The organism is Limnohabitans sp. (assembly GCF_017848645.1).
In the GTDB taxonomy this organism is placed as follows: domain Bacteria; phylum Pseudomonadota; class Gammaproteobacteria; order Burkholderiales; family Burkholderiaceae_C; genus Limnohabitans_A.
The window spans coordinates 68,625-86,771 of sequence record NZ_JAFEIF010000018.1 but is presented as its reverse complement, the minus strand read 5'-3'; the positions used below and the strand labels follow the sequence as shown (position 1 = coordinate 86,771).

The window sequence follows — 18,147 nt, the reverse complement described above, 5'->3', positions numbered from 1 at the left end:
GGTGTCTATTGTTCCACCGCCACCGCCGCCTCCACCGCCTCCTCCGCCAGCCGCAGCACCCAGCAGTGCCAACGGCGCCAACAACAAGGGATTGAAAGCTGCCGCAGCGACCAATGCACCCACAGCGGCACCGGAAGCATTGATCTCAGCACCACCCAAGGCCATACCGACTTGATTGGAACCATCGGCCAACAAAGGAACTGCCGTGTTACCAACAGCCGTTTCTGGGATGTATTCGTAAAAGCGCCCCGACTCGGACTCACCAATCAGGCCGTTGAAGCCCTCTGGAGCCTCCGCGTAGTAGTCTTCAATGACCAAATCAGGTTGACCACGGCCCTCAAAGAAAACCTGGAGATTTTTGCCCGATCGACTGGCGCGAATGTTTTCAGGTCCGTAACCCGTGCTCGCATCCACCAGCTGGTACTTGCCGCCTGGTACAGCTTTCACAGCCAACGGCTTGTTGCCGCCTGACACCTGTGGAATGTCCACAAACTTGGCCTCACCTGTGCCTTGATTGACTTTGATTTTGTATGACTTGCTCATGATGTGTGTCTCTCAAAAAATGGGGTTCTGGGGCAACGGATCAGCGACGTGCACCGGTGATGACAACCATGACCCGACGATTGGGCGCATGGCAAATCTTGTTTTCAGGCGTTGGGGTATTGCCACAGCCGGTTTTGACCAACTCGATCGGTCCACGTCCTTCGGCTTCAATACCGCGCTCAATGGGGATGTTTCTAGAGACGATTTGTCGGGCCACCACATCGGCTCTTTGCTGAGAAAGTTTTTTGTTGAACGCTGCGGATCCGATGGGATCTGTGTACCCCACGACACGAATGCGCTCTACCGAGGAAAAGTCCTGCAGCAAACGTTGCACCAAAGACTCGATGGCGTTGTAACCGGAAGCGCGAATTTCCGCCTTGCCAAATTCAAACAGGGCATCCGTTTCAAGCGCGTATTCGCGAGGTGCTGGGGGTTTGGGTGCGGGTGGAGGGGTGACCACAGCAACCGCAGCAGGTTGGCCGCATGTCAAGGCCGCTTTGGCGCGTGAAATGGTGTGAATCTGGCGACGTGTGCCCTCGATCTCTGCTTTGGTTTGAGCCGCAGTACCGCTGAGCAAACCAATGACAGGCGAAGTGCTTTCATCCACTTTTAAAAATACCGTTTGCCCGGCTTTGAGCACCAAGCGCTGACCTGCATCCAGCTTGCTCGTGTGCAATCTTGATGCATCATCGAGTGCGGCCTTGATGTTGACGGCACCGGGCGCTGCGCAAAACTCAGTGAAACCGCCACGCAGCAACGATGCATGGTACTGGCCGTTGAGGTAGATGTTGACGGGCAAGGTATTGGGTGCCTGGTTGTTACGGTAAACAAGCACCCTGGTTTGCTCTGCTGGTGCAGCCAAAGCCGTGGTGTACACCTCACCGAAGGCGTCGATGCTGACACGGGATGAAGATGATTGCGCCGCCGCTGAATGGGCGATGGTGACAAAAGCCAAACCAGCCAGGATGGTTCGAGCTACTTTTTGACCCAGAACCTGTAAGGCAGACCCTTGAGAACTTGATTTATCCACAGTAACCTCCACAAAAACTTGCATGAATTCAAAAACTTAGAGCAACAAATTGATCTGAAACCCTATGTCGTCATCATGCTCGATGGCGCAATTCTGTAAACTAGCCAAATGGCGTACTATTAAATGGTAATTTTATCATTTAATATTACATAGGTAATCATTAAATTTAATTGTCCTCCATTTCAATGGTCCCCCACCCGTGTTATGACAAGAACATCAAGCCTGAAATCTTGGTTCGAAGCCCACGATGAACATAGGTCCAACCTATGCTAAATTCGAGAGAATGAACCTCTTATAAAGTAATTACAAAGAATTCAATTGAAATCCAACCAAACCATTTCGGCAATCGAAGAAAAGAGTACTTCGGAACAGACACCGGGTCGTCCAGTCAGACTTTTTCGCAATGGGGTCAATCAAGCTGTCAGGATCCCCAAAGAATTCGAGTTGCCTGGCAAGGAAGCCATCATGAGAAAAGAGGGACATCGACTGGTTTTGGAAGCACTGCCCAGCAAACTGCGCAAAGGCTCGCCAGCGGCATTGCTGTCAACCCTTGAGACCTTGAATGAACTCGGCCCGATTCACGAAGCCTTGCCGACGTTAAGCAAGGGGTTGGGATGATTGAACATCCACCATGCGATCAGTGCCCTTTGTCGAAAGGTGGCGAGATCTATATGCTCGATTCAATGGTTTTATTGGACATGATCAAAAATCCCTCAGGGATGGCCGGTCAGCGTTTCAAAGCCTTGCTGGGGAACCACGTCGATGCCGAGTTGTGCACCAGTGTGATCGTGCAATGCGAATTGGAAGATGCGCTTTCCAGTCGTCTTAACCCGAGATGGATGCAGCACTACCATGGCGTGATGGAAGCCTTGCACGTGCTGCCACTGCAAAGCAATTCGGCACCGTATTACGCGAGCTTGCAACAACACTCACGACTGAGCTCTTTGCCAATCAAGCCCCAAAACCTTCTGATCGCTGCACATGCGCTCGCCATGGGTGCAATTTTGATCAGCGACAAGTGCGAATTGGCCCAAATACCAGGCTTGCGGTACCAAAATTGGTTAAGCTGAGCCGTTTTTTAATTCAAGAGATTGATGAGATGACTCCAGCGACCGAATACGCCCCCGGCCTGACCCTTCAGGGTTTCAATGCACCCCTTCGCTTGTCGCATTTCAAGCTGATCGCGTTTGACATGGACTCGACCTTGATCAACATCGAGTGCGTGGATGAAATTGCCGATGCGGCCGGGCGCAAGGCCGAAGTGGCGGCCATCACCGAAGCCGCCATGCGGGGCGAAATCACCGATTACAAAGAAAGCTTGCGCCAACGTGTGGCCTTGCTCAAGGGTGTGACGGTGGGCCACATGCAGCAGGTGCTGACAGAGCGTCTTCGCCTCAACCCGGGCGCGGCCGATTTGGTCAAAGCCTGCAAGGCGGCGGGCATGAAGGTGCTGTTGGTGTCCGGAGGCTTTACTTATTTCACCGACCATGTGCGCGATGTGCTGGGCATCGACTGGACACGCTCGAACGTGCTGGAAGTGGCCGATGGTGTGCTCACAGGCCGGATGGTGGACCAGGCCTGGGGGGACATTTGCGACGGCGAAGAAAAGCGCAAAACCCTGTTGGAAACTTGCCAGATGATGGGCATCTCACCCAACCAAGCCATTGCCATGGGCGACGGCGCGAACGACCTGCCCATGATGGGGGTGGCCGGTTTGTCCGTGGCCTACCACGCCAAACCCAAGGTACGCGCACAAGCCATGGTGGCGATCGACGAAGGTGGTTTGGATCGACTGCTGGAAGTTCTCTCTGACTGAGGTCCGGTAGCGCAAAGCCTGCGCTACACACCCCCATTCAGGGTTTTTGGCCTGCCAGCAGCAAAACCAAACCCGCGTCATCGAGTACAGGCACGCCCAACGCATTCGCCTTGTCAAGCTTGCTGCCCGCCTCGGCCCCTGCCACAACGTAATGGGTTTTCTTGCTCACAGAGCCGGCCACTTTGGCCCCCAGGGCTTCGAGTTTTTCCTTGGCTTCGTCGCGGCCCATGCTTTGCAAAGTGCCTGTGAGCACCACGGTGATGCCCGCCAGCGGCATCTCGGTCGGGGCCAAGGCATCGCCTTCTGGCCAAGTCACACCCGCAGCGCGCAGGGCCTGCACCACTTCGCGGTTGTGCGGTTGGGCAAAGAAGGTGTGGATGCTGTGCGCCACCACGGGGCCGACATCGGCCACTTGCAAGAGTGCGTCTTCGCTGGCCACCATGATGGCGTCGAGTTGACCAAAGTGGCGGGCCAGCTCTTTGGCCGTGGCTTCGCCCACATGCCGAATACCGAGGCTGAAGATAAAGCGGCCGAGCGTGGTGTTCTTGGATTTTTCCAGCGCTTCGAGAAGGTTGACCGCCGATTTGTCGGCCATGCGGTCCATGTTGGCCAGCGTGTCCAGTTTCAAGTGGTACAGGTCGGCCAAGGTGTTGACGTGACCGGCATCGACCAGCTGGTCCACCAGTTTGTCGCCCAAACCGTCCACATCCATGGCGCGGCGGTGGGCAAAGTGCCAAATGGCTTGCTTGCGCTGGGCACTGCAAAACAGCCCACCTGTGCAGCGGTGATCGGCCTCGCCCTCTTCCCGCTCGGCCAAGCTCCCGCACACGGGGCAGTGCGTCATCATGGTGAACTGCGGCGCATCAGGTGGGCGGCGGTCCAACACCACCGACACCACCTCGGGGATCACATCACCTGCACGTCGCACGATGACCGTGTCGCCCACCCGCACATCCTTGCGGCGGGCCTCCAGTTCGTTGTGAAGCGTGGCATTGGTGACCGTGACGCCGCCCACAAACACTGGGGCCAGTTTGGCCACGGGCGTGAGCTTGCCGGTGCGGCCCACCTGCACGTCGATGGCTTGCACCGTGGTCATTTCTTCTTGCGCCGGGTATTTGTGGGCCACGGCCCAGCGCGGCTCGCGGGTCACAAACCCCAGACGGGCCTGCAGCGCCAGATCGTTCACCTTGTAGACCACGCCGTCGATGTCGTAGGGCAAGGCGTCACGTTCGGCCGCGATGCGCTGGTGAAAGGCCACGAGGCCTGCCGCACCTTGCACACAAGCGGTTTGCTCGGCCACCGGGAATCCCCAGGCCTTGAGCTGCATCAGCATGTCGTGGTGCGTTACCCACTGCGGGCCACCCTCTGCTGCGGGGGTGATATCGCCCAGGCCATAGGCAAAAAAGCTGAGGGGCCGCTCGGCGGCAATGCCTGAATCGAGCTGGCGAACCGCGCCAGCAGCAGCGTTGCGCGGGTTGACGAAGGTTTTTTCACCCTTGGTGCCCGCAGCGATGCGTTGGCGCTGGCGCTCGTTCAGGCGTTCAAAGTCATCCCGGCGCATGTAAACCTCGCCCCGCACTTCCAGAACGGCAGGCGCATCGCTTGGCAAGCGCAGCGGAATCTGACCAATGGTGCGGATGTTGGCCGTGACCTCTTCGCCCGTTTCGCCATCGCCCCGGGTGGCCGCCTGCACCAGCATGCCGTTTTCATAACGAAGGCTCATGGCCAGCCCGTCAAATTTCAGCTCGCCCACGTAGGAGACAGCCGGGTCTGCATCGCCCAAGCCCAACTCCTTGCGGATGCGGGCATCAAAGGCCTCGGCTCCGCTGGCTTCGGTGTCCGTTTCGGTGCGGATGCTGAGCATGGGCACGCGGTGGGTGACTTGGGCGAAAGCGTCCAGCACCGCCCCGCCCACGCGCTGGGTGGGCGAATCGGGCGTCCGCAGTTCGGGGTGGGCCGACTCCAAGGCCTGAAGCTCACGAAACAGGCGGTCATATTCTGCATCGGGGATTTCGGGCGCATCGAGCGTGTAATAGGCGTGCGCATGGTGGTGCAACTGACTGCGCAGGGCTTGCGCCCGAGTGGCCGGGCTGTCGGGCGGTTTTGCAGTGCTTGATGACTCGGCAAACAAGTCGCCAAACAGGTCTGGCGTGTGGGGGCTCACGGATGAGGCCCTGATCAAGAGAAAAGACGACGCGCTTGGGGCGATCCTGCAGACAGCTCACGGGCGTCCAGCGCGTCATACAGCTGCTGCAAGTCCAGGCCAATCTGGTCGAGCGTGGCATCACCGAGCACCTGGCCTTCGCCATCGGTCACAACACCGTCCATCTGCGCCGCCAGCGCCACGGCGGCTTCGCGCAGGCGGGCATAGGGCTGCTCTTCGCGAGCGGTTTGGGGGACATCGAGGCTCAAAACAAACGAGCGGATGGCCGACAGTTCCGGGTCTTCGGCCATCGCCGCGTGGGTATCAAACGTGAGCGACAGGACCGCAGGCAAGCCCTGCACCGCAGCGGGCAAGACCATGCGGCCGGGTATGACACCGGGCACGAAACCCAGGCGGGCGGCGTGTTGGTGGATATAACCCGGGCTCCAGGCGGCGGAGCGGGCACACAGTGTGAAACTCAGCTGCGCATCGTGCACGCTGGCGAATTGGTCCAGCTCACGGGCGCGGGCCACCTCTTCGAGCATGTCACTGAAGCTGACGCTGCCGCTCACGGCATCCGCAAAGGCTTGTGTTTTGACCACAAATTCCGAGAACTCGATGTTGTTGAGTGCCCCCACCCGGTTGGCCAACTGAACACCCGCCTGGAAAGCGCTGTAGCGGCGACCGGGAGCCAAGGCTTCCCACTGGCCCGAAACTTGCACAAAACCTTCGACAGAAAACAACTTGGTGCCCACCCGGCGTGTGCTGGGCAGGGCGGCCAAGGCCGCATCGCCCGATACTGGCTGGTCCACCTCGATGGCCGCCAACACGTCGATCAGCGCATCGAGCTGGGTTTTGCGATCAGGCTGGCTCAGGTGCGTGAACGTGTCTTTCAGCACCGGCTCGCGGGCCTCATCGCTGTGGCCAGCTACGGATGCATCAACGTCCAGCACGGGCTCGATGGCATGCGACACCGACTCGCGCATCGTCTCGCGATGGGGATCGGCTTGGCGCGGTGCATTTTTGCGGGAGGTCCAGTAGTTGTAGACCACTACAGCCCCCACGGTGAGCGCCCCAATGGCGGCCAGACTCAACTGCAATGAGCTCATCGATTCCAACATAACTTCCTCAGGCCACGTCGGCCATTGACACTGCGGACTCCATGTCCACAGCCACGATGCGTGAAACGCCCTGCTCCTGCATGGTCACACCGATCAACTGCTCGGCCATTTCCATGGCGATCTTGTTGTGGCTGATGAACAGGAACTGGGTCTCTTTGCCCATGCCCTTGACGAGTTTGGCGTAGCGCTCGGTGTTGGCGTCGTCCAGCGGCGCGTCCACCTCGTCGAGCAAGCAAAACGGGGCCGGGTTGAGCTGGAAAATCGCAAACACCAGCGCGATGGCCGTGAGGGCCTTTTCGCCGCCTGAGAGCAGGTGGATCGTCTGGTTTTTCTTGCCGGGCGGCTGCGCCAGCACCTGAACACCCGCGTCCAGAATTTCGTCGCCAGTCATGACCAAGCGGGCATTGCCACCCCCAAACAGCTCGGGGAACATGCGGCTGAAGTGCTCGTTGACGATCTTGAAAGTGCCGCCCAGCAGCTCACGGGTTTCGGCGTCGATCTTGCGGATGGCGTCTTCCAGCGTGTTCATCGCATCGGTCAGGTCGGCGCACTGCGAGTCCAGGAACACCTTGCGCTCGCGCGAAGTGGTCAGCTCTTCGAGTGCAGCCAGGTTGACCGGGCCAAGCGCCGTGATTTCGCGGTGGATGCGGTCAATCTCGCCTTGCAGGCCCGTCACGCGCACCTGACCCGCCTCGATCGAAGCGGCCACGGCCTCCAGGTCGGCTTGCGCATCGGCCAGCAGCTGGGTGTATTGCTCCAGGCCCAGACGGGCGGCTTGCTCTTTGAGCTGCAAATCGGTGATGCGCTGGCGCAAAGGGTCGAGTTCGCGCTCAAAACTCACGCGGCGCTCGTCGCTGGCGCGCAGTTTGGCGGTGAGGTCGTCGTAGGCGCTGCGGCAAGCGCCCAAGGCTTGCTCGCGCTCGAGTTTGACGGCCAGCACATTTTGCAAACCCGCTTGGGCTGCGGCATCGGTCAAGCGGCTCAGCTCGTCACGGGCGCGTTGCATTTCCGCGTCGATGCTGCTCACCTGCTGCTGCGCAGTCTCGATGGTGCGGTTGAGCTCGGCGCGGCGGGCGTCCAGGCTGCGCTGTGAAAACTGCGCCTCTTGCGCCCGACGCTCCAGGCTGCGCTGCTGCTCGCGGCATTCGGACAGCTTGCGCTCGGCCTCGATCACGCGCTCGTCCAGCTGGGCATGGCGCTCTTGGGTATCGGCCAGCTGCATGTCCAGCTCTTCAAAGCGGGCTTCGGCGGTGACACGGCGCTCTTGCAGGTCACCCAGCAAGGCTTCGACTTCGGCCAGGTCGTTGTTGATCTGCTCGCTGCGGGCACGGGTTTGCGCCACCAGCTGTGACAGGCGCAGGGTCTCGACCTGCAGCTCGTGCGTGCGCGACTGGCTTTCGCTGGCTTCGCGGCGCACGGTGATCAAGCGCTGCGAAGCGTCTGCATAGGCCGCTTCGGCCCGCACCAGGGCGCTGCGGCTATCTTCTGAAATCAGGGTCTGGGCGCGCAGCTGTTTTTCCAGGTTCTCGATCTCTTGGGCGCGGCCAAGCATTCCGGCTTGCTCGGAGTCTTGCGCGTAAAACACCACGCTGTTGAGTTGAACTGCATGGCCGGCCTGCACCAACAGGGTCTCACCCGCTTGCAGCTGGCCGCGCCAGGCCAATGCATCTTCCAGATTGGGGGCGGTGTAGCAGCCTTGCAGCCAGTCGACCAACAGGGCCGACAAACCGGCATCGTGCACGCGCAGAAAGTCGGCCAAAGGCTTGCAGCCTGCGGGCATGCCGCTGCGTGGCGCGGCTTTGGCGGCCAAAGGCGGGCTGAAAAAGCTCAATTTGGCGGGCGGCGAGTCGTTGGCAAAGGCGCGCACCATGTCCAGGCGCGAGACTTCCAGGGCCGAAAGGCGCTCGCGCAGGGCGGATTCAAGCGCGTTTTCCCAGCCCGGCTCGATGTGGATGCGGCTCCACAGGCCTTCCAGGCCCTCCATGCCGTGCTTGGCCAGCCAGGGTTTGAGCTTGCCGTCGGTGCGCACTTTTTCTTGCAAGGCCTTGAGCGCCTCGATTCGGGCGCTCAGGTCGGCCAGCTTGGACGACTCCTGGTTCACCGCGCTTTGGCGTGTGCGGCGGTCTTCGTCGAGCGCGGGCACCTGTTCTTGCAGGTCCTGCAGCCGCGCTTCGGACTCTGCCGACAAGGCCTCGGCCTCGGCCAGTTGTTCTTGCAAGTGGCCAAGGCGGGCCTCGTCGGGCGCGGCCAGGGCGTTGCGGTCGGCCAGCAGGCGTTCGCGGCGGGTGTCCAGCTGGCGCGATTGTTCTTCAACGTTGCGCTGGTCAGCAGCCAGCACGCCAATTTGCTGCTGCACCTGCACCACGCTGGCGCGTTGGGTGGTGGCGTCGTTTTGGGCTCTGCGCAGGGCTTCTTCCAGATCGGGCAAGGCCATGGCCTGGTCTTCCACCTGCGCCGCCAGCGTCATGCTCTGGTCCTCGGCCATGGCCGCTTGTTCGGACAGGGTTTCCAGCTCGGCTTGGGCGTCCTGGCTGCGGGTGCCCCATTGGGCGGTTTGCTCGATCAGCTGCTGCAGTCGCTGCTCAGCGCGTTGGCGGCCTTCGACCACGAAGCGAATTTCGGCCTCCAGACGCCCCACTTCGGCGCTGGCTTCATAAAGCTTGCCTTGCGCCTGGTTGACCTGGTCACCGGCTGCGTAATGCGCCTGGCGGATGGTTTCCAGATCGGCCTCGACGTGCCTGAGATCGGCCATGCGCGATTCGAGCGCATTCACAGCCTGGTCCACGTCGGCCTTCATGCGGGCCTGGTCGGCCTCGGCGTCGCGGCGCTTCAAAAACCACAGCTGGTGTTGCTTGAGGGTGCTGTCGGCCTGCAGGCTGTTGTAGCGGTGCGCCACCTCGGCCTGCTTTTCCAGCTTTTCCAGGTTGGCGTTCAGCTCGCGCAGGATGTCGTCGACCCGGGTCAGGTTCTCGCGGGTGTCGGACAGGCGGTTTTCGGTCTCTCGGCGGCGTTCCTTGTATTTGGAGACACCTGCAGCCTCTTCGAGGAACAAGCGCAGCTCTTCGGGGCGCGATTCGATGATGCGGCTGATCGTCCCTTGGCCGATGATGGCGTAAGCGCGTGGGCCCAGGCCCGTGCCCAAAAACACGTCCTGCACATCGCGGCGGCGCACCGGCTGGTTGTTGATGTAGTAGCTGCTGTTGCCGTCGCGGGTCAGCACGCGCTTGACGGCAATTTCGGCAAACTGGCCCCATTGCCCGCCTGCGCGGTGGTCTTCGTTGCTGAACACCAGCTCCACACTGGCACGGCTGGCCGGTTTGCGGGTGGTGGTGCCGTTGAAAATCACGTCCTGCATGGACTCGCCACGCAATTCAGACGCCTTGGACTCGCCCAGCACCCAACGCACCGCATCCATGATGTTGGATTTGCCGCAACCGTTGGGGCCGACCACACCCACCAGCTGCCCGGGCAGCAGGAAGTTGGTCGGTTCGGCAAACGATTTGAAGCCCGAAAGCTTGATGGAATTGAGGCGCACGGCGGTTCGGTTGGTGGTCGGATCGGTTGAAGATCAGATAAAAGGGCTAGCCCAAATGGCCAACACCGTTTAAACGTCAATGTTACCCGACAGGCATGGTGAATAACGCGCTGACAAGCCCAAGGACCAACGGGCACCCTCCATCCCGGATAATCGGGTTATGAATCCCCTCCTCACCAAGCTGCAACCCTATCCTTTTGAACGGCTCAAACAGCTGTTCGCCAGCGTCACGCCCAACCCAGCCCTGCGCCACATCAGCTTGGGCATTGGCGAGCCCAAGCACGCCACGCCTGCCTTCATTCAAGAAGCACTCAAGGCCTCGGTGGCCACAGGCCTGTCGGCTTACCCAGCGACAGCCGGTGAGCCCAGCCTGCGCAAAGCCTGCGCCGCTTGGTTGCAAAGCCGTTACAACTTGGCCCTGGACCCTGTCACGCAGGTGTTGCCCGTGAACGGCTCGCGCGAAGCCCTGTTTGCCCTGACGCAAACCGTGATCGACCCGACCCGACCCGGCGCCACCGTGGTCAGCCCCAACCCTTTTTATCAAATCTACGAAGGCGCGGCCTTGCTGTCAGGTGCCGAGCCTTATTACGTGCCCAGCGACCCGGCCCGCAACTTTGCCAACGACTGGGACAGCGTGCCCGCCGAAGTCTGGGCCCGCACGCAGCTTTTGTTCGTTTGCTCGCCCGGCAACCCCACGGGCGCGGTCATGCCGCTATCGGAATGGGAAAAGCTGTTTGCCCTGTCCGACCAGCACGGATTCGTGATCGCGTCCGACGAGTGCTACAGCGAGATTTACTTCCGCGACGAAGCGCCTTTGGGCGGCTTGGAAGCCGCCCATCAGCTGGGCCGCACCGACTTCAAACGCCTGATCTCGTTCACGAGTCTCAGCAAACGCAGCAACGTGCCCGGCCTGCGCAGCGGCTTTGTGGCCGGAGATGCGGCCATCATCAAGCAGTTTTTGCTGTACCGCACCTACCACGGCAGCGCCATGAGCCCCGTGGTGCAAGCCGCCAGCGTGGCCGCCTGGGGCGACGAAGCGCATGTGGTGGACAACCGCAACCAGTACCGCACCAAGTTCGCCCAGGTCACCCCCGTGCTGGGCGAAGTGCTGGATGTGAAGCTGCCTGACGCGAGCTTTTACCTCTGGGCGGGCGTGCCTGCGGGCTGGCAGGGCGACGCCGCCGCGTTTGCCCAAGCGCTTTATGAAGCGGAACACGTCACCGTGCTGCCCGGCAGCTATTTGGCGAGGGATTTCAACGGCAGCAACCCCGGCCAGGGCCGCATCCGCATGGCGCTGGTAGCGGAGACCGCCGAGTGCCTGGAAGCGGCCGAGCGCATCGCCCGCTTTGTGCGTGCCCACCCCAGCAAAGTCTGAACCATGAACACCGCCACCACCTGCCACGACACCCTGCGCCTGGCCGAGCAGCTGATCGCCCGCCCCTCCGTCACGCCCGACGATGCGGGCTGCTTGGACCTGATCACCGAGGCTTTGAAGCCCCTGGGCTTTGTCTGCGAATTCATGGACTCCGGCCCCGACACCTTCCGCGTGCGAAACCTCTGGGCCAAACGCGCAGGCACCTCGGGCCAGACCCTGGCCTTTGCCGGGCACACCGACGTGGTGCCCACCGGGCCGCTCGCGCAATGGGACAGTGACCCCTTCACCCCCACCCACAAAGACGGCAAGCTGTTTGGTCGCGGCGCAAGCGACATGAAAACCTCGCTGGCGGCGATGGTCGTGGCGGTGCAGGAGTTTCTGGCGGCCAACCCCAATCCGGCTTTGGGCATCGCCTTTTTGCTGACCAGCGACGAAGAAGGACCGGCCCTTGACGGCACCGTGGTCGTTTGTGAAAAGCTGCAAGCCCGTGGCGACGCACCACAGTTTTGCATCGTGGGTGAACCCACATCCGTGCAGCAAACCGGCGACATGATCAAGAACGGCCGGCGCGGCACCCTGAGCGGCAAGCTCACCGTGAAGGGCGTGCAAGGCCACATCGCCTACCCGCACTTGGCCGACAACCCGATCCACCGCCTGGCGCCTGCGCTGGCCGAGCTGGTGGCCATCCGCTGGGACGAAGGCAACACCTTCTTCCCGCCCACCAGCTGGCAGGTCAGCAACATCCACGCGGGCACAGGCGCGAGCAACGTGATCCCTGGAGACTGCGTGGTCGACTTCAACTTCCGCTTTTGCACCGAGTCCACGCCCGAAAGCCTGCAGCAGCGGCTGCAAGCGGTGCTCGACCAACACGGTCTGAAGTACGAGCTGGCATGGACCCTGGGTGGCCTGCCATTTCTGACCACGCCTGGTACTCTGGTGGCCGCCATCCAGCAAGCCATCACGGATGAAACCGGTCTGAAGACCGAGCTTTCCACCACGGGCGGCACCAGCGACGGCCGCTTCATCGCACAAATCTGCCCGCAAGTCATCGAGTTCGGCCCACCCAATGCGACCATCCACAAAGTGAATGAGCATGTGGCGCTGGCCGACATCGCGCCGCTCAAAAACATCTACCGCCGCACTTTGGAACAACTCAACGCGGGTCTGCCCGCATGAGCGCCATGACCCTGCATGCCCTGATCGAACAAGCTGCGAAGCGCCTGGAAGCTTCAGGCGTGGCGTTTGGCCACGGCACCCAAAGCGCTTTTGACGAAGCCGTCTGGCTGGTGCTCTGGCGCTTGGGCCTGCCGCTCGACACGGATCTCCATGATGTCGCCGATCAAGCCGTGACTGCCGAGCAGCAAGCCGCTTGCACAACGCTGATCGAGGAGCGCATCACCACCCGTAAACCTGCTGCTTACCTTACGCGTGAGGCCTGGTTACAAGGCGTGTCGTTTTACATCGACGAGCGGGCCATCGTGCCGCGCAGCTTGATCGCCGAGGTGCTGGCCGACGGCACCATCGACGCTTGGCTGAGCGATCAAACCAAACAGGTGCTGGACCTGTGCACCGGCAACGGCAGCCTGGCCGTGCTGGCGGCACTGGCTTGGCCCGAGGTGCAGGTGACTGGGGCCGATATTTCTGACGACGCGCTGGCCGTGGCCGCCATCAACCTGGAACGCCACGATCTGCAAGAGCGCGTGACGCTGGTGCACAGCGATGGCCTGTCTGCCCTGCCCGGACCATTTGACTTGATCCTGTGCAACCCGCCTTATGTGTGCCAGGCCAGCATGGACGCGCTGCCCGCCGAGTACCGCGCCGAGCCTGAACTGGCGCTGGCAGGCGGCACCGATGGCATGGACTTTGTGCGCCAGCTCTTCAAGCAGGCGCCTGAGCGGATGAGCGAGCACGCAGTGCTGGTGCTGGAGATTGGCAACGAGGTGGACCACTTCATGGCCGCCTTTCCAGAACTCGAAGTGGCTTGGCTGGACACCAGTGCAGGCGACGACCAAGTGCTGCTGATCACCCGGGAAGCCTTGTTGCACCTCTGAAAAATTCTGGCCGCAGCCATCCGGCTGGCCCCTTTTGCGGCACGGCGCGGCGCTTGCGGCTGACCAGCATCACGCGCAATCGGGTCCACGGTGGCCTCGTGACCATGGGCCCAAGCCCACATCGGCGAAAATACCGGGTTATGCCCGTTGCAGCGTCAGCCTCCTGCTGACCACGCCCCTTATCCCGGAACCTGTCCGGTCACTGCTTTTTCATGATCAACCTCAAAAACGTCACCCTCCGCCGAGGCACCAAGGTGCTGCTGGACCAAGCTTCGGTCACCCTCAACCCCGGAGAAAAGGTCGGTTTGGTCGGTCGCAACGGCGCGGGCAAATCCACCTTGTTTGCGCTGTTCAACGGCACCTTGCACGAGGACGGCGGTGACTTTGACATGCCCAAAGCCTGGCGCATGGGTCAGGTCGCGCAGAACATGCCTGAGACCGATCAAGCAGCGTCTGAGTTTGTGCTGGAAGGCGACACCCGCCTGGCCGAACTGCGCCAGCGCCTCGTGGCTGCCGAAGCCAGTGGCGACGGCATGGAGATGGCCCATGTGTACACCGACCTGGCCGACGCAGGCGACCACGACGCCCTGCCCCGCGCCGAAGCCTTGATCTTGGGATTGGGTTTTCGGGTCGATGAACTCAACAACCCGGTCAACAGTTTTTCGGGCGGCTGGCGCATGCGCTTGCAGCTGGCCCGGGCGCTGATGTGCCCGTCCGACATTCTGCTGCTCGACGAACCCACCAACCACTTGGACTTGGACGCCCTGGTTTGGCTGGAAGCCTGGCTGCAACGTTACGCGGGCACCATGATCGTGATCAGCCACGACCGAGAATTTCTGGACGCGGTGACCAACGTCACCCTGCACATCGACCACGCCAAACTGACCCGTTACGGCAGCAACTACAGCGGCTTTGAAATCCTGCGCGCCCAGCAAATGGAGCTGCAACAAGCCTCGTTTGCCAAGCAGCAAGACAAAATCGCCCACCTGCAAAAATTCATCAACCGCTTCAAAGCCCAAGCCAGCAAGGCCAAGCAGGCACAAAGCCGGGTCAAGGCGCTCGAGCGCATGGAAAAAGTGGCCCCTCTGTTGGCCGATGCCGAGTTCACCTTCGGCTTCAAGGAGCCCAACAACCTGCCCAACCCGATGCTGGCGATCAGCGAGGCGAGCTTTGGCTACATCGTGGACGAGGAGCCCAAAGCCATTTTGCAAGGCGTGAGCAAATCGGTGCTGGCAGGCCAGCGCATCGGCATTTTGGGCGCGAACGGCCAGGGCAAGTCGACCCTGGTCAAAACCATCGCCCGCACCATGCCGCTGCTGGCGGGCACGCTGACTGAGGGCAAAGGCCTGAACATCGGCTACTTTGCCCAGCAGGAACTCGATGTGCTGCACCCGCAAGACAACCCGCTGGAGCACATGATCCGCCTGGCCAAAGAGCTGGGCCCAAACAGCGGCGAGCCCAGCCGCGAGCAGGATTTGCGCAACTACCTGGGCACTTTCAACTTCACGGGCGACATGGTCAAGCAGGCTGTGGGCACCATGAGCGGCGGCGAAAAAGCCCGCCTGGTGCTGGCCATGATCGTGTGGCAGCGCCCTAACCTTTTGCTGCTGGACGAGCCCACCAACCACCTAGACCTGGCCACCCGCGAAGCGCTGTCCATGGCGCTCAACGAGTTCGAAGGCACCGTCATGCTGGTCAGCCACGACCGTGCGTTGTTGCGCGCCGTGTGCGACGAGTTCTGGATGGTGGGCCGTGGCAAGGTCGAGCCCTTTGACGGCGACCTGGACGACTACCAGAAGTATTTGCTGGAAGAATCCAAACGCTTGCGCGAAGCGGCCAAAAATTCGGCCCGAGATGCCTTGGCCACGGGAGCGGCAGAACCCGTTCCAACAACCAAAGCCAGTGTGCCGAGCGACACAGCACATGCAGGTGCGGCGCTCACCCCTGCCTCAGGGGCTGCCCCCAAGCCAAGCGCTTCAGCGGCACCGCAAAACAGCACACCGGGCCTGAGCAGTGCCGAGCAGCGCAAACTCGACGCTCAAAAACGCCAGCAACTCGCCGCTCAAACCCGGCCGCTCAAGCGCGAGCTGGAACAAAACGAGCAGCGCATGGCCAGCATCGAAGCCGAAAAAACCCGACTGGAAGCGCTGCTGACCACGCCCGTGTCGCCAGCCGACATGGCCGATGCAGGCCGTCGCCTCAAAGCCCTGGCCGAAGAAGTGACGAGCCTGGAAGAACGCTGGCTGGAGCTGACCTCTTTGCTCGAAGAAGCCACATCGACAGCGCTTTGACCCGTCGCACATGAACCCACAATGCCGGAATTTCTCATCCGGCATTTTTTTCGCCATGCCCTGCTTTGGCGTTCACTGTTTGGTTCTCGCCAAGCCGAAGAACATTGAGAAAAAACAAACAGGCAAGAAAAAAGCACTTTGAACCGAAGTTCAAAGTGCTTTTAAATTTGGTGGGACCAGCGGGGGTCGAACCCACGACAAACGGATTAAAAGTCCGCTGCTCTACCAACTGAGCTATGGTCCCTTTGCTGCTGTGTTGTGCACTGTAGCAAGACTCAAATTATAGCGTCATTTTTTGGCCCTCTCGGGGGTGAGCGCTAAAAAATTCAAAATTTCTGAAGCCGCGCACATGCCAAAGGTAGCGGTCACGCTGACCACCGATCCGTAGCCGTGGCAGTTGAGCGAACCATCGCCATCGATCGCGCACGAGGCATCGGGCGGTGCCACCGATTCGCGGCTGAACACGCCTTGTATGCCGATGCGTTTGTCACCTCTGGCTGCACCATGGTGTTTGCGCAGGCGGTAACGCAGTTGCGCCAACAAAGGATCGTGTGTGATGCGCGAGAGGTCGTCCACGTCAACCTTGTGCGCCAGGCGTTTGCCGCCCGCAGCGCCCACGGTGATGAAGCCCACGCCTTCGCTCAGCGCCCATTGCGCCAGGCTCACTTTGGCTTTGACCTGGTCGCAAGCGTCGATCACGGCATCGGGCTTGCAGGGCAAGAGCGCAGGCCAGTTCTCGGGGCTCACAAAATCGTCCACCGCATCCACTTGGCATTGCGGGTGAATCAGGGCGATGCGCTCAGCCATGGCCAACACTTTGGATTGGCCCGTGGTGCTGCTGAGCGCGTGAATCTGTCGGTTGATGTTGGACACGGAGATGTGGTCCATGTCGATGAGGGTCAAACGCGCCACGCCACTGCGGGCCAGGGCTTCAGCCGCCCAGGAGCCGACACCGCCGATGCCCACCACCACCACATGCGCTTGCCGGATGCGCTCGGCTCCAAGCACGCCATACAGGCGTTGCAAGCCGCCGAAGCGACGTGTGCTGTCGTCGTCCGCACTGTCCATTGTTGGCATCTCGATCATGGGTTGGTCTTGCAAAAATAGCGTGCTGGTGAGGCGCGATCTAGGACTCAAGCCTCGCGCATTTGCCAATGCAATGCGGCCCAGGTGCCTGCAAAAATGCCCAGCACCGACAGCATGCTGCCCAGGCTCAAAGTGGACAGACCACTGAGGCCCTGACCAAAGGTGCACCCCATGGCCAGCACACCGCCTGTGCCCATGAGCACACCACCGACCAGGTGGCGCACCAAATCGGCACGGTCGGTGAAACCCTCCCAACGGAAGCTGCCTTGCTGCACAGCGCTCAAGCCAGCGCCGACCAAAACACCGAGCACGGTGACCATGCCCAAGGTCAAACGTTTGCTGCCGTCGCTGTAGTACATGAAGGCATCGAGCCAGTAGCCAACAGGCGCTGTGAAACTCAGCGCTTCCATGCGGCCGCTGTGGGTGGTGAGGAACACCGGCTCCAGCGTATCGGGGTGCTCAGGCACAAAACCCAGCACGCCACTGACCCACCACAGCGCCACCAACAGCAAGCCCAAGCCTGCGCCCGTGACCCAGTTGAACGGCGTGTGGAATCGGCGGTCTTTCACCACCCAAGCCAGCAAGCACAAGGACACGAGCACCGCGCTGACACCAAGGGCGGCACGCAATTCAAGCCCCGCCAAAGCAGACAGCCACTGGCCCACAAAAGGGCCGTGCGGCAAATCGATGGCCACCTTGTCGAGCCCGTGCACACGCCAAACCGCCGTCAAACCACGCATGGCCGCCAACGCCGAGACCGCCATGGCCAACAAGACCACCAAAGATTTGAGGTTGCCCGCAGCCAGGCGCACCAAGGATTTGCTGCTGCAGCCCGACGCCAGGACCATGCCGATACCGAACATGCCACCGCCCAAAAGCGCCGAAAGCCAAGGCAGCTGAGAAGATGCGTAAATGGTGCTCAGGGGACTGATCCAGCCAAGCCAGGCCATCAGGCCGAAGCCGGCCATGCCCACCGCCACTGCCAACGCCCATTGCCGCAGCCGGGTGGCGTCGCGCATCACCACCCAATCGCTGATGGCCCCCATGGTGCAAAAGTGTCCCCGGTGGATCAGCACACCTGCCAACAGGGAAATGGCAAAGCTGGCCCCCAAAACTTGGTAGGCCAACTGCTGGACTTCATCCGCAGTCAACAAGC

Annotated in this window: 14 protein-coding genes and 1 tRNA gene; 7 read left to right on the top strand and 8 right to left on the bottom strand. The window is 61.2% G+C overall.

The features are described 5' to 3' along the window. Positions 1-543 (bottom strand): hypothetical protein (locus tag QZ190_RS04870; RefSeq protein ID WP_291914137.1); only part of this gene is annotated, 543 nt, incomplete at its 3' end. A gap of 40 nt (positions 544-583) precedes the next feature. Further along, a complete protein-coding gene (locus tag QZ190_RS04865; RefSeq protein ID WP_291914135.1) occupies positions 584-1,597 on the bottom strand; it encodes an OmpA family protein in 1,014 nt (337 codons plus the stop codon). Between the two features lie 294 nt (positions 1,598-1,891). On the opposite strand from QZ190_RS04865, the gene QZ190_RS04860 reads away from it, so the two are divergent. From QZ190_RS04860 to serB, 3 genes are read left to right on the top strand one after another with little or no spacing between them, the layout of a single operon-like run. Continuing rightward, positions 1,892-2,191 (top strand): virulence-associated protein VapB, encoded by a 300-nt coding sequence (locus tag QZ190_RS04860; RefSeq protein ID WP_291914133.1) that lies wholly within the window; start codon positions 1,892-1,894, stop codon positions 2,189-2,191. A 53-nt stretch (positions 2,192-2,244) separates the two neighbouring features. Beyond that, the gene (locus tag QZ190_RS04855) at positions 2,245-2,643 is read left to right on the top strand and encodes a PIN domain-containing protein (protein ID WP_291914131.1); all 399 of its coding nucleotides are present in this window, start codon (positions 2,245-2,247) and stop codon (positions 2,641-2,643) included. A 29-nt stretch (positions 2,644-2,672) separates the two neighbouring features. Next, positions 2,673-3,389, top strand: coding sequence for a phosphoserine phosphatase SerB (serB, locus tag QZ190_RS04850; RefSeq protein ID WP_291914129.1), 717 nt, complete (start codon positions 2,673-2,675; stop codon positions 3,387-3,389). A 37-nt stretch (positions 3,390-3,426) separates the two neighbouring features. Here the strand turns inward: serB and ligA are convergent, their stop codons facing one another. From ligA to smc, 3 genes are read right to left on the bottom strand one after another with little or no spacing between them, the layout of a single operon-like run. Next, positions 3,427-5,553, bottom strand: a complete 2,127-nt coding sequence (ligA, locus tag QZ190_RS04845; RefSeq protein ID WP_291914127.1) for an NAD-dependent DNA ligase LigA — start codon at positions 5,551-5,553, stop codon at positions 3,427-3,429. A gap of 14 nt (positions 5,554-5,567) precedes the next feature. Continuing rightward, the gene (locus tag QZ190_RS04840; protein ID WP_291914124.1) at positions 5,568-6,641 is read right to left on the bottom strand and encodes a cell division protein ZipA C-terminal FtsZ-binding domain-containing protein; all 1,074 of its coding nucleotides are present in this window, start codon (positions 6,639-6,641) and stop codon (positions 5,568-5,570) included. Between the two features lie 19 nt (positions 6,642-6,660). Next, the gene (gene smc / locus QZ190_RS04835) at positions 6,661-10,188 is read right to left on the bottom strand and encodes a chromosome segregation protein SMC (RefSeq protein ID WP_291914122.1); all 3,528 of its coding nucleotides are present in this window, start codon (positions 10,186-10,188) and stop codon (positions 6,661-6,663) included. Between the two features lie 160 nt (positions 10,189-10,348). Between smc and dapC the strand changes: the two genes are divergently transcribed. The 4 genes from dapC (at position 10,349) to QZ190_RS04815 (ending at position 15,905) form a co-directional block, all read left to right on the top strand. After that, positions 10,349-11,563: a succinyldiaminopimelate transaminase gene (dapC, locus tag QZ190_RS04830; RefSeq protein WP_291914120.1), complete on the top strand. Its 1,215-nt coding sequence runs from the start codon at positions 10,349-10,351 to the stop codon at positions 11,561-11,563. 3 nt (positions 11,564-11,566) lie between these two features. After that, positions 11,567-12,739, top strand: a complete 1,173-nt coding sequence (dapE, locus tag QZ190_RS04825; RefSeq protein WP_291914118.1) for a succinyl-diaminopimelate desuccinylase — start codon at positions 11,567-11,569, stop codon at positions 12,737-12,739. Then, on the top strand, positions 12,736-13,614 hold the full coding sequence (gene prmB / locus QZ190_RS04820; RefSeq protein WP_291914116.1) for a 50S ribosomal protein L3 N(5)-glutamine methyltransferase: 879 nt from the start codon (positions 12,736-12,738) through the stop codon (positions 13,612-13,614). Before dapE ends, prmB begins: the two co-directional genes overlap by 4 nt. Positions 13,615-13,826: 212 nt before the next feature. Further along, a complete protein-coding gene (locus QZ190_RS04815; protein WP_291914114.1) occupies positions 13,827-15,905 on the top strand; it encodes an ATP-binding cassette domain-containing protein in 2,079 nt (692 codons plus the stop codon). A 168-nt stretch (positions 15,906-16,073) separates the two neighbouring features. Here QZ190_RS04815 and QZ190_RS04810 read toward each other — a convergent pair. From QZ190_RS04810 to QZ190_RS04800, 3 genes are all read right to left on the bottom strand, one after another. Then, positions 16,074-16,149: transfer RNA gene (locus QZ190_RS04810), tRNA-Lys, on the bottom strand. 44 nt (positions 16,150-16,193) lie between these two features. Further along, complete coding sequence (locus tag QZ190_RS04805; RefSeq protein WP_291914112.1) at positions 16,194-16,973, bottom strand: tRNA threonylcarbamoyladenosine dehydratase; 780 nt, start codon at positions 16,971-16,973, stop codon at positions 16,194-16,196. A 65-nt stretch (positions 16,974-17,038) separates the two neighbouring features. Continuing rightward, positions 17,039-18,142: a YeeE/YedE family protein gene (locus tag QZ190_RS04800; protein ID WP_291914153.1), complete on the bottom strand. Its 1,104-nt coding sequence runs from the start codon at positions 18,140-18,142 to the stop codon at positions 17,039-17,041. Between the last annotated feature and the right edge of the window lie 5 nt (positions 18,143-18,147).

What these genes read in the sequence shown, in the direction of transcription:
- QZ190_RS04840 (WP_291914124.1), bottom strand. Translation starts at nt 6,641, where the DNA reads ATGAGCTCATTGCAGTTGAGTCTGGCCGCCATTGGGGCGCTCACCGTG.
- QZ190_RS04855 (WP_291914131.1), top strand. Translation starts at nt 2,245, where the DNA reads ATGCTCGATTCAATGGTTTTATTGGACATGATCAAAAATCCCTCAGGG.
- dapE (WP_291914118.1), top strand. Translation starts at nt 11,567, where the DNA reads ATGAACACCGCCACCACCTGCCACGACACCCTGCGCCTGGCCGAGCAG.
- dapC (WP_291914120.1), top strand. Translation starts at nt 10,349, where the DNA reads ATGAATCCCCTCCTCACCAAGCTGCAACCCTATCCTTTTGAACGGCTC.
- serB (WP_291914129.1), top strand. Translation starts at nt 2,673, where the DNA reads ATGACTCCAGCGACCGAATACGCCCCCGGCCTGACCCTTCAGGGTTTC.
- QZ190_RS04805 (WP_291914112.1), bottom strand. Translation starts at nt 16,973, where the DNA reads ATGGACAGTGCGGACGACGACAGCACACGTCGCTTCGGCGGCTTGCAA.
- prmB (WP_291914116.1), top strand. Translation starts at nt 12,736, where the DNA reads ATGAGCGCCATGACCCTGCATGCCCTGATCGAACAAGCTGCGAAGCGC.
- QZ190_RS04865 (WP_291914135.1), bottom strand. Translation starts at nt 1,597, where the DNA reads ATGCAAGTTTTTGTGGAGGTTACTGTGGATAAATCAAGTTCTCAAGGG.
- QZ190_RS04815 (WP_291914114.1), top strand. Translation starts at nt 13,827, where the DNA reads ATGATCAACCTCAAAAACGTCACCCTCCGCCGAGGCACCAAGGTGCTG.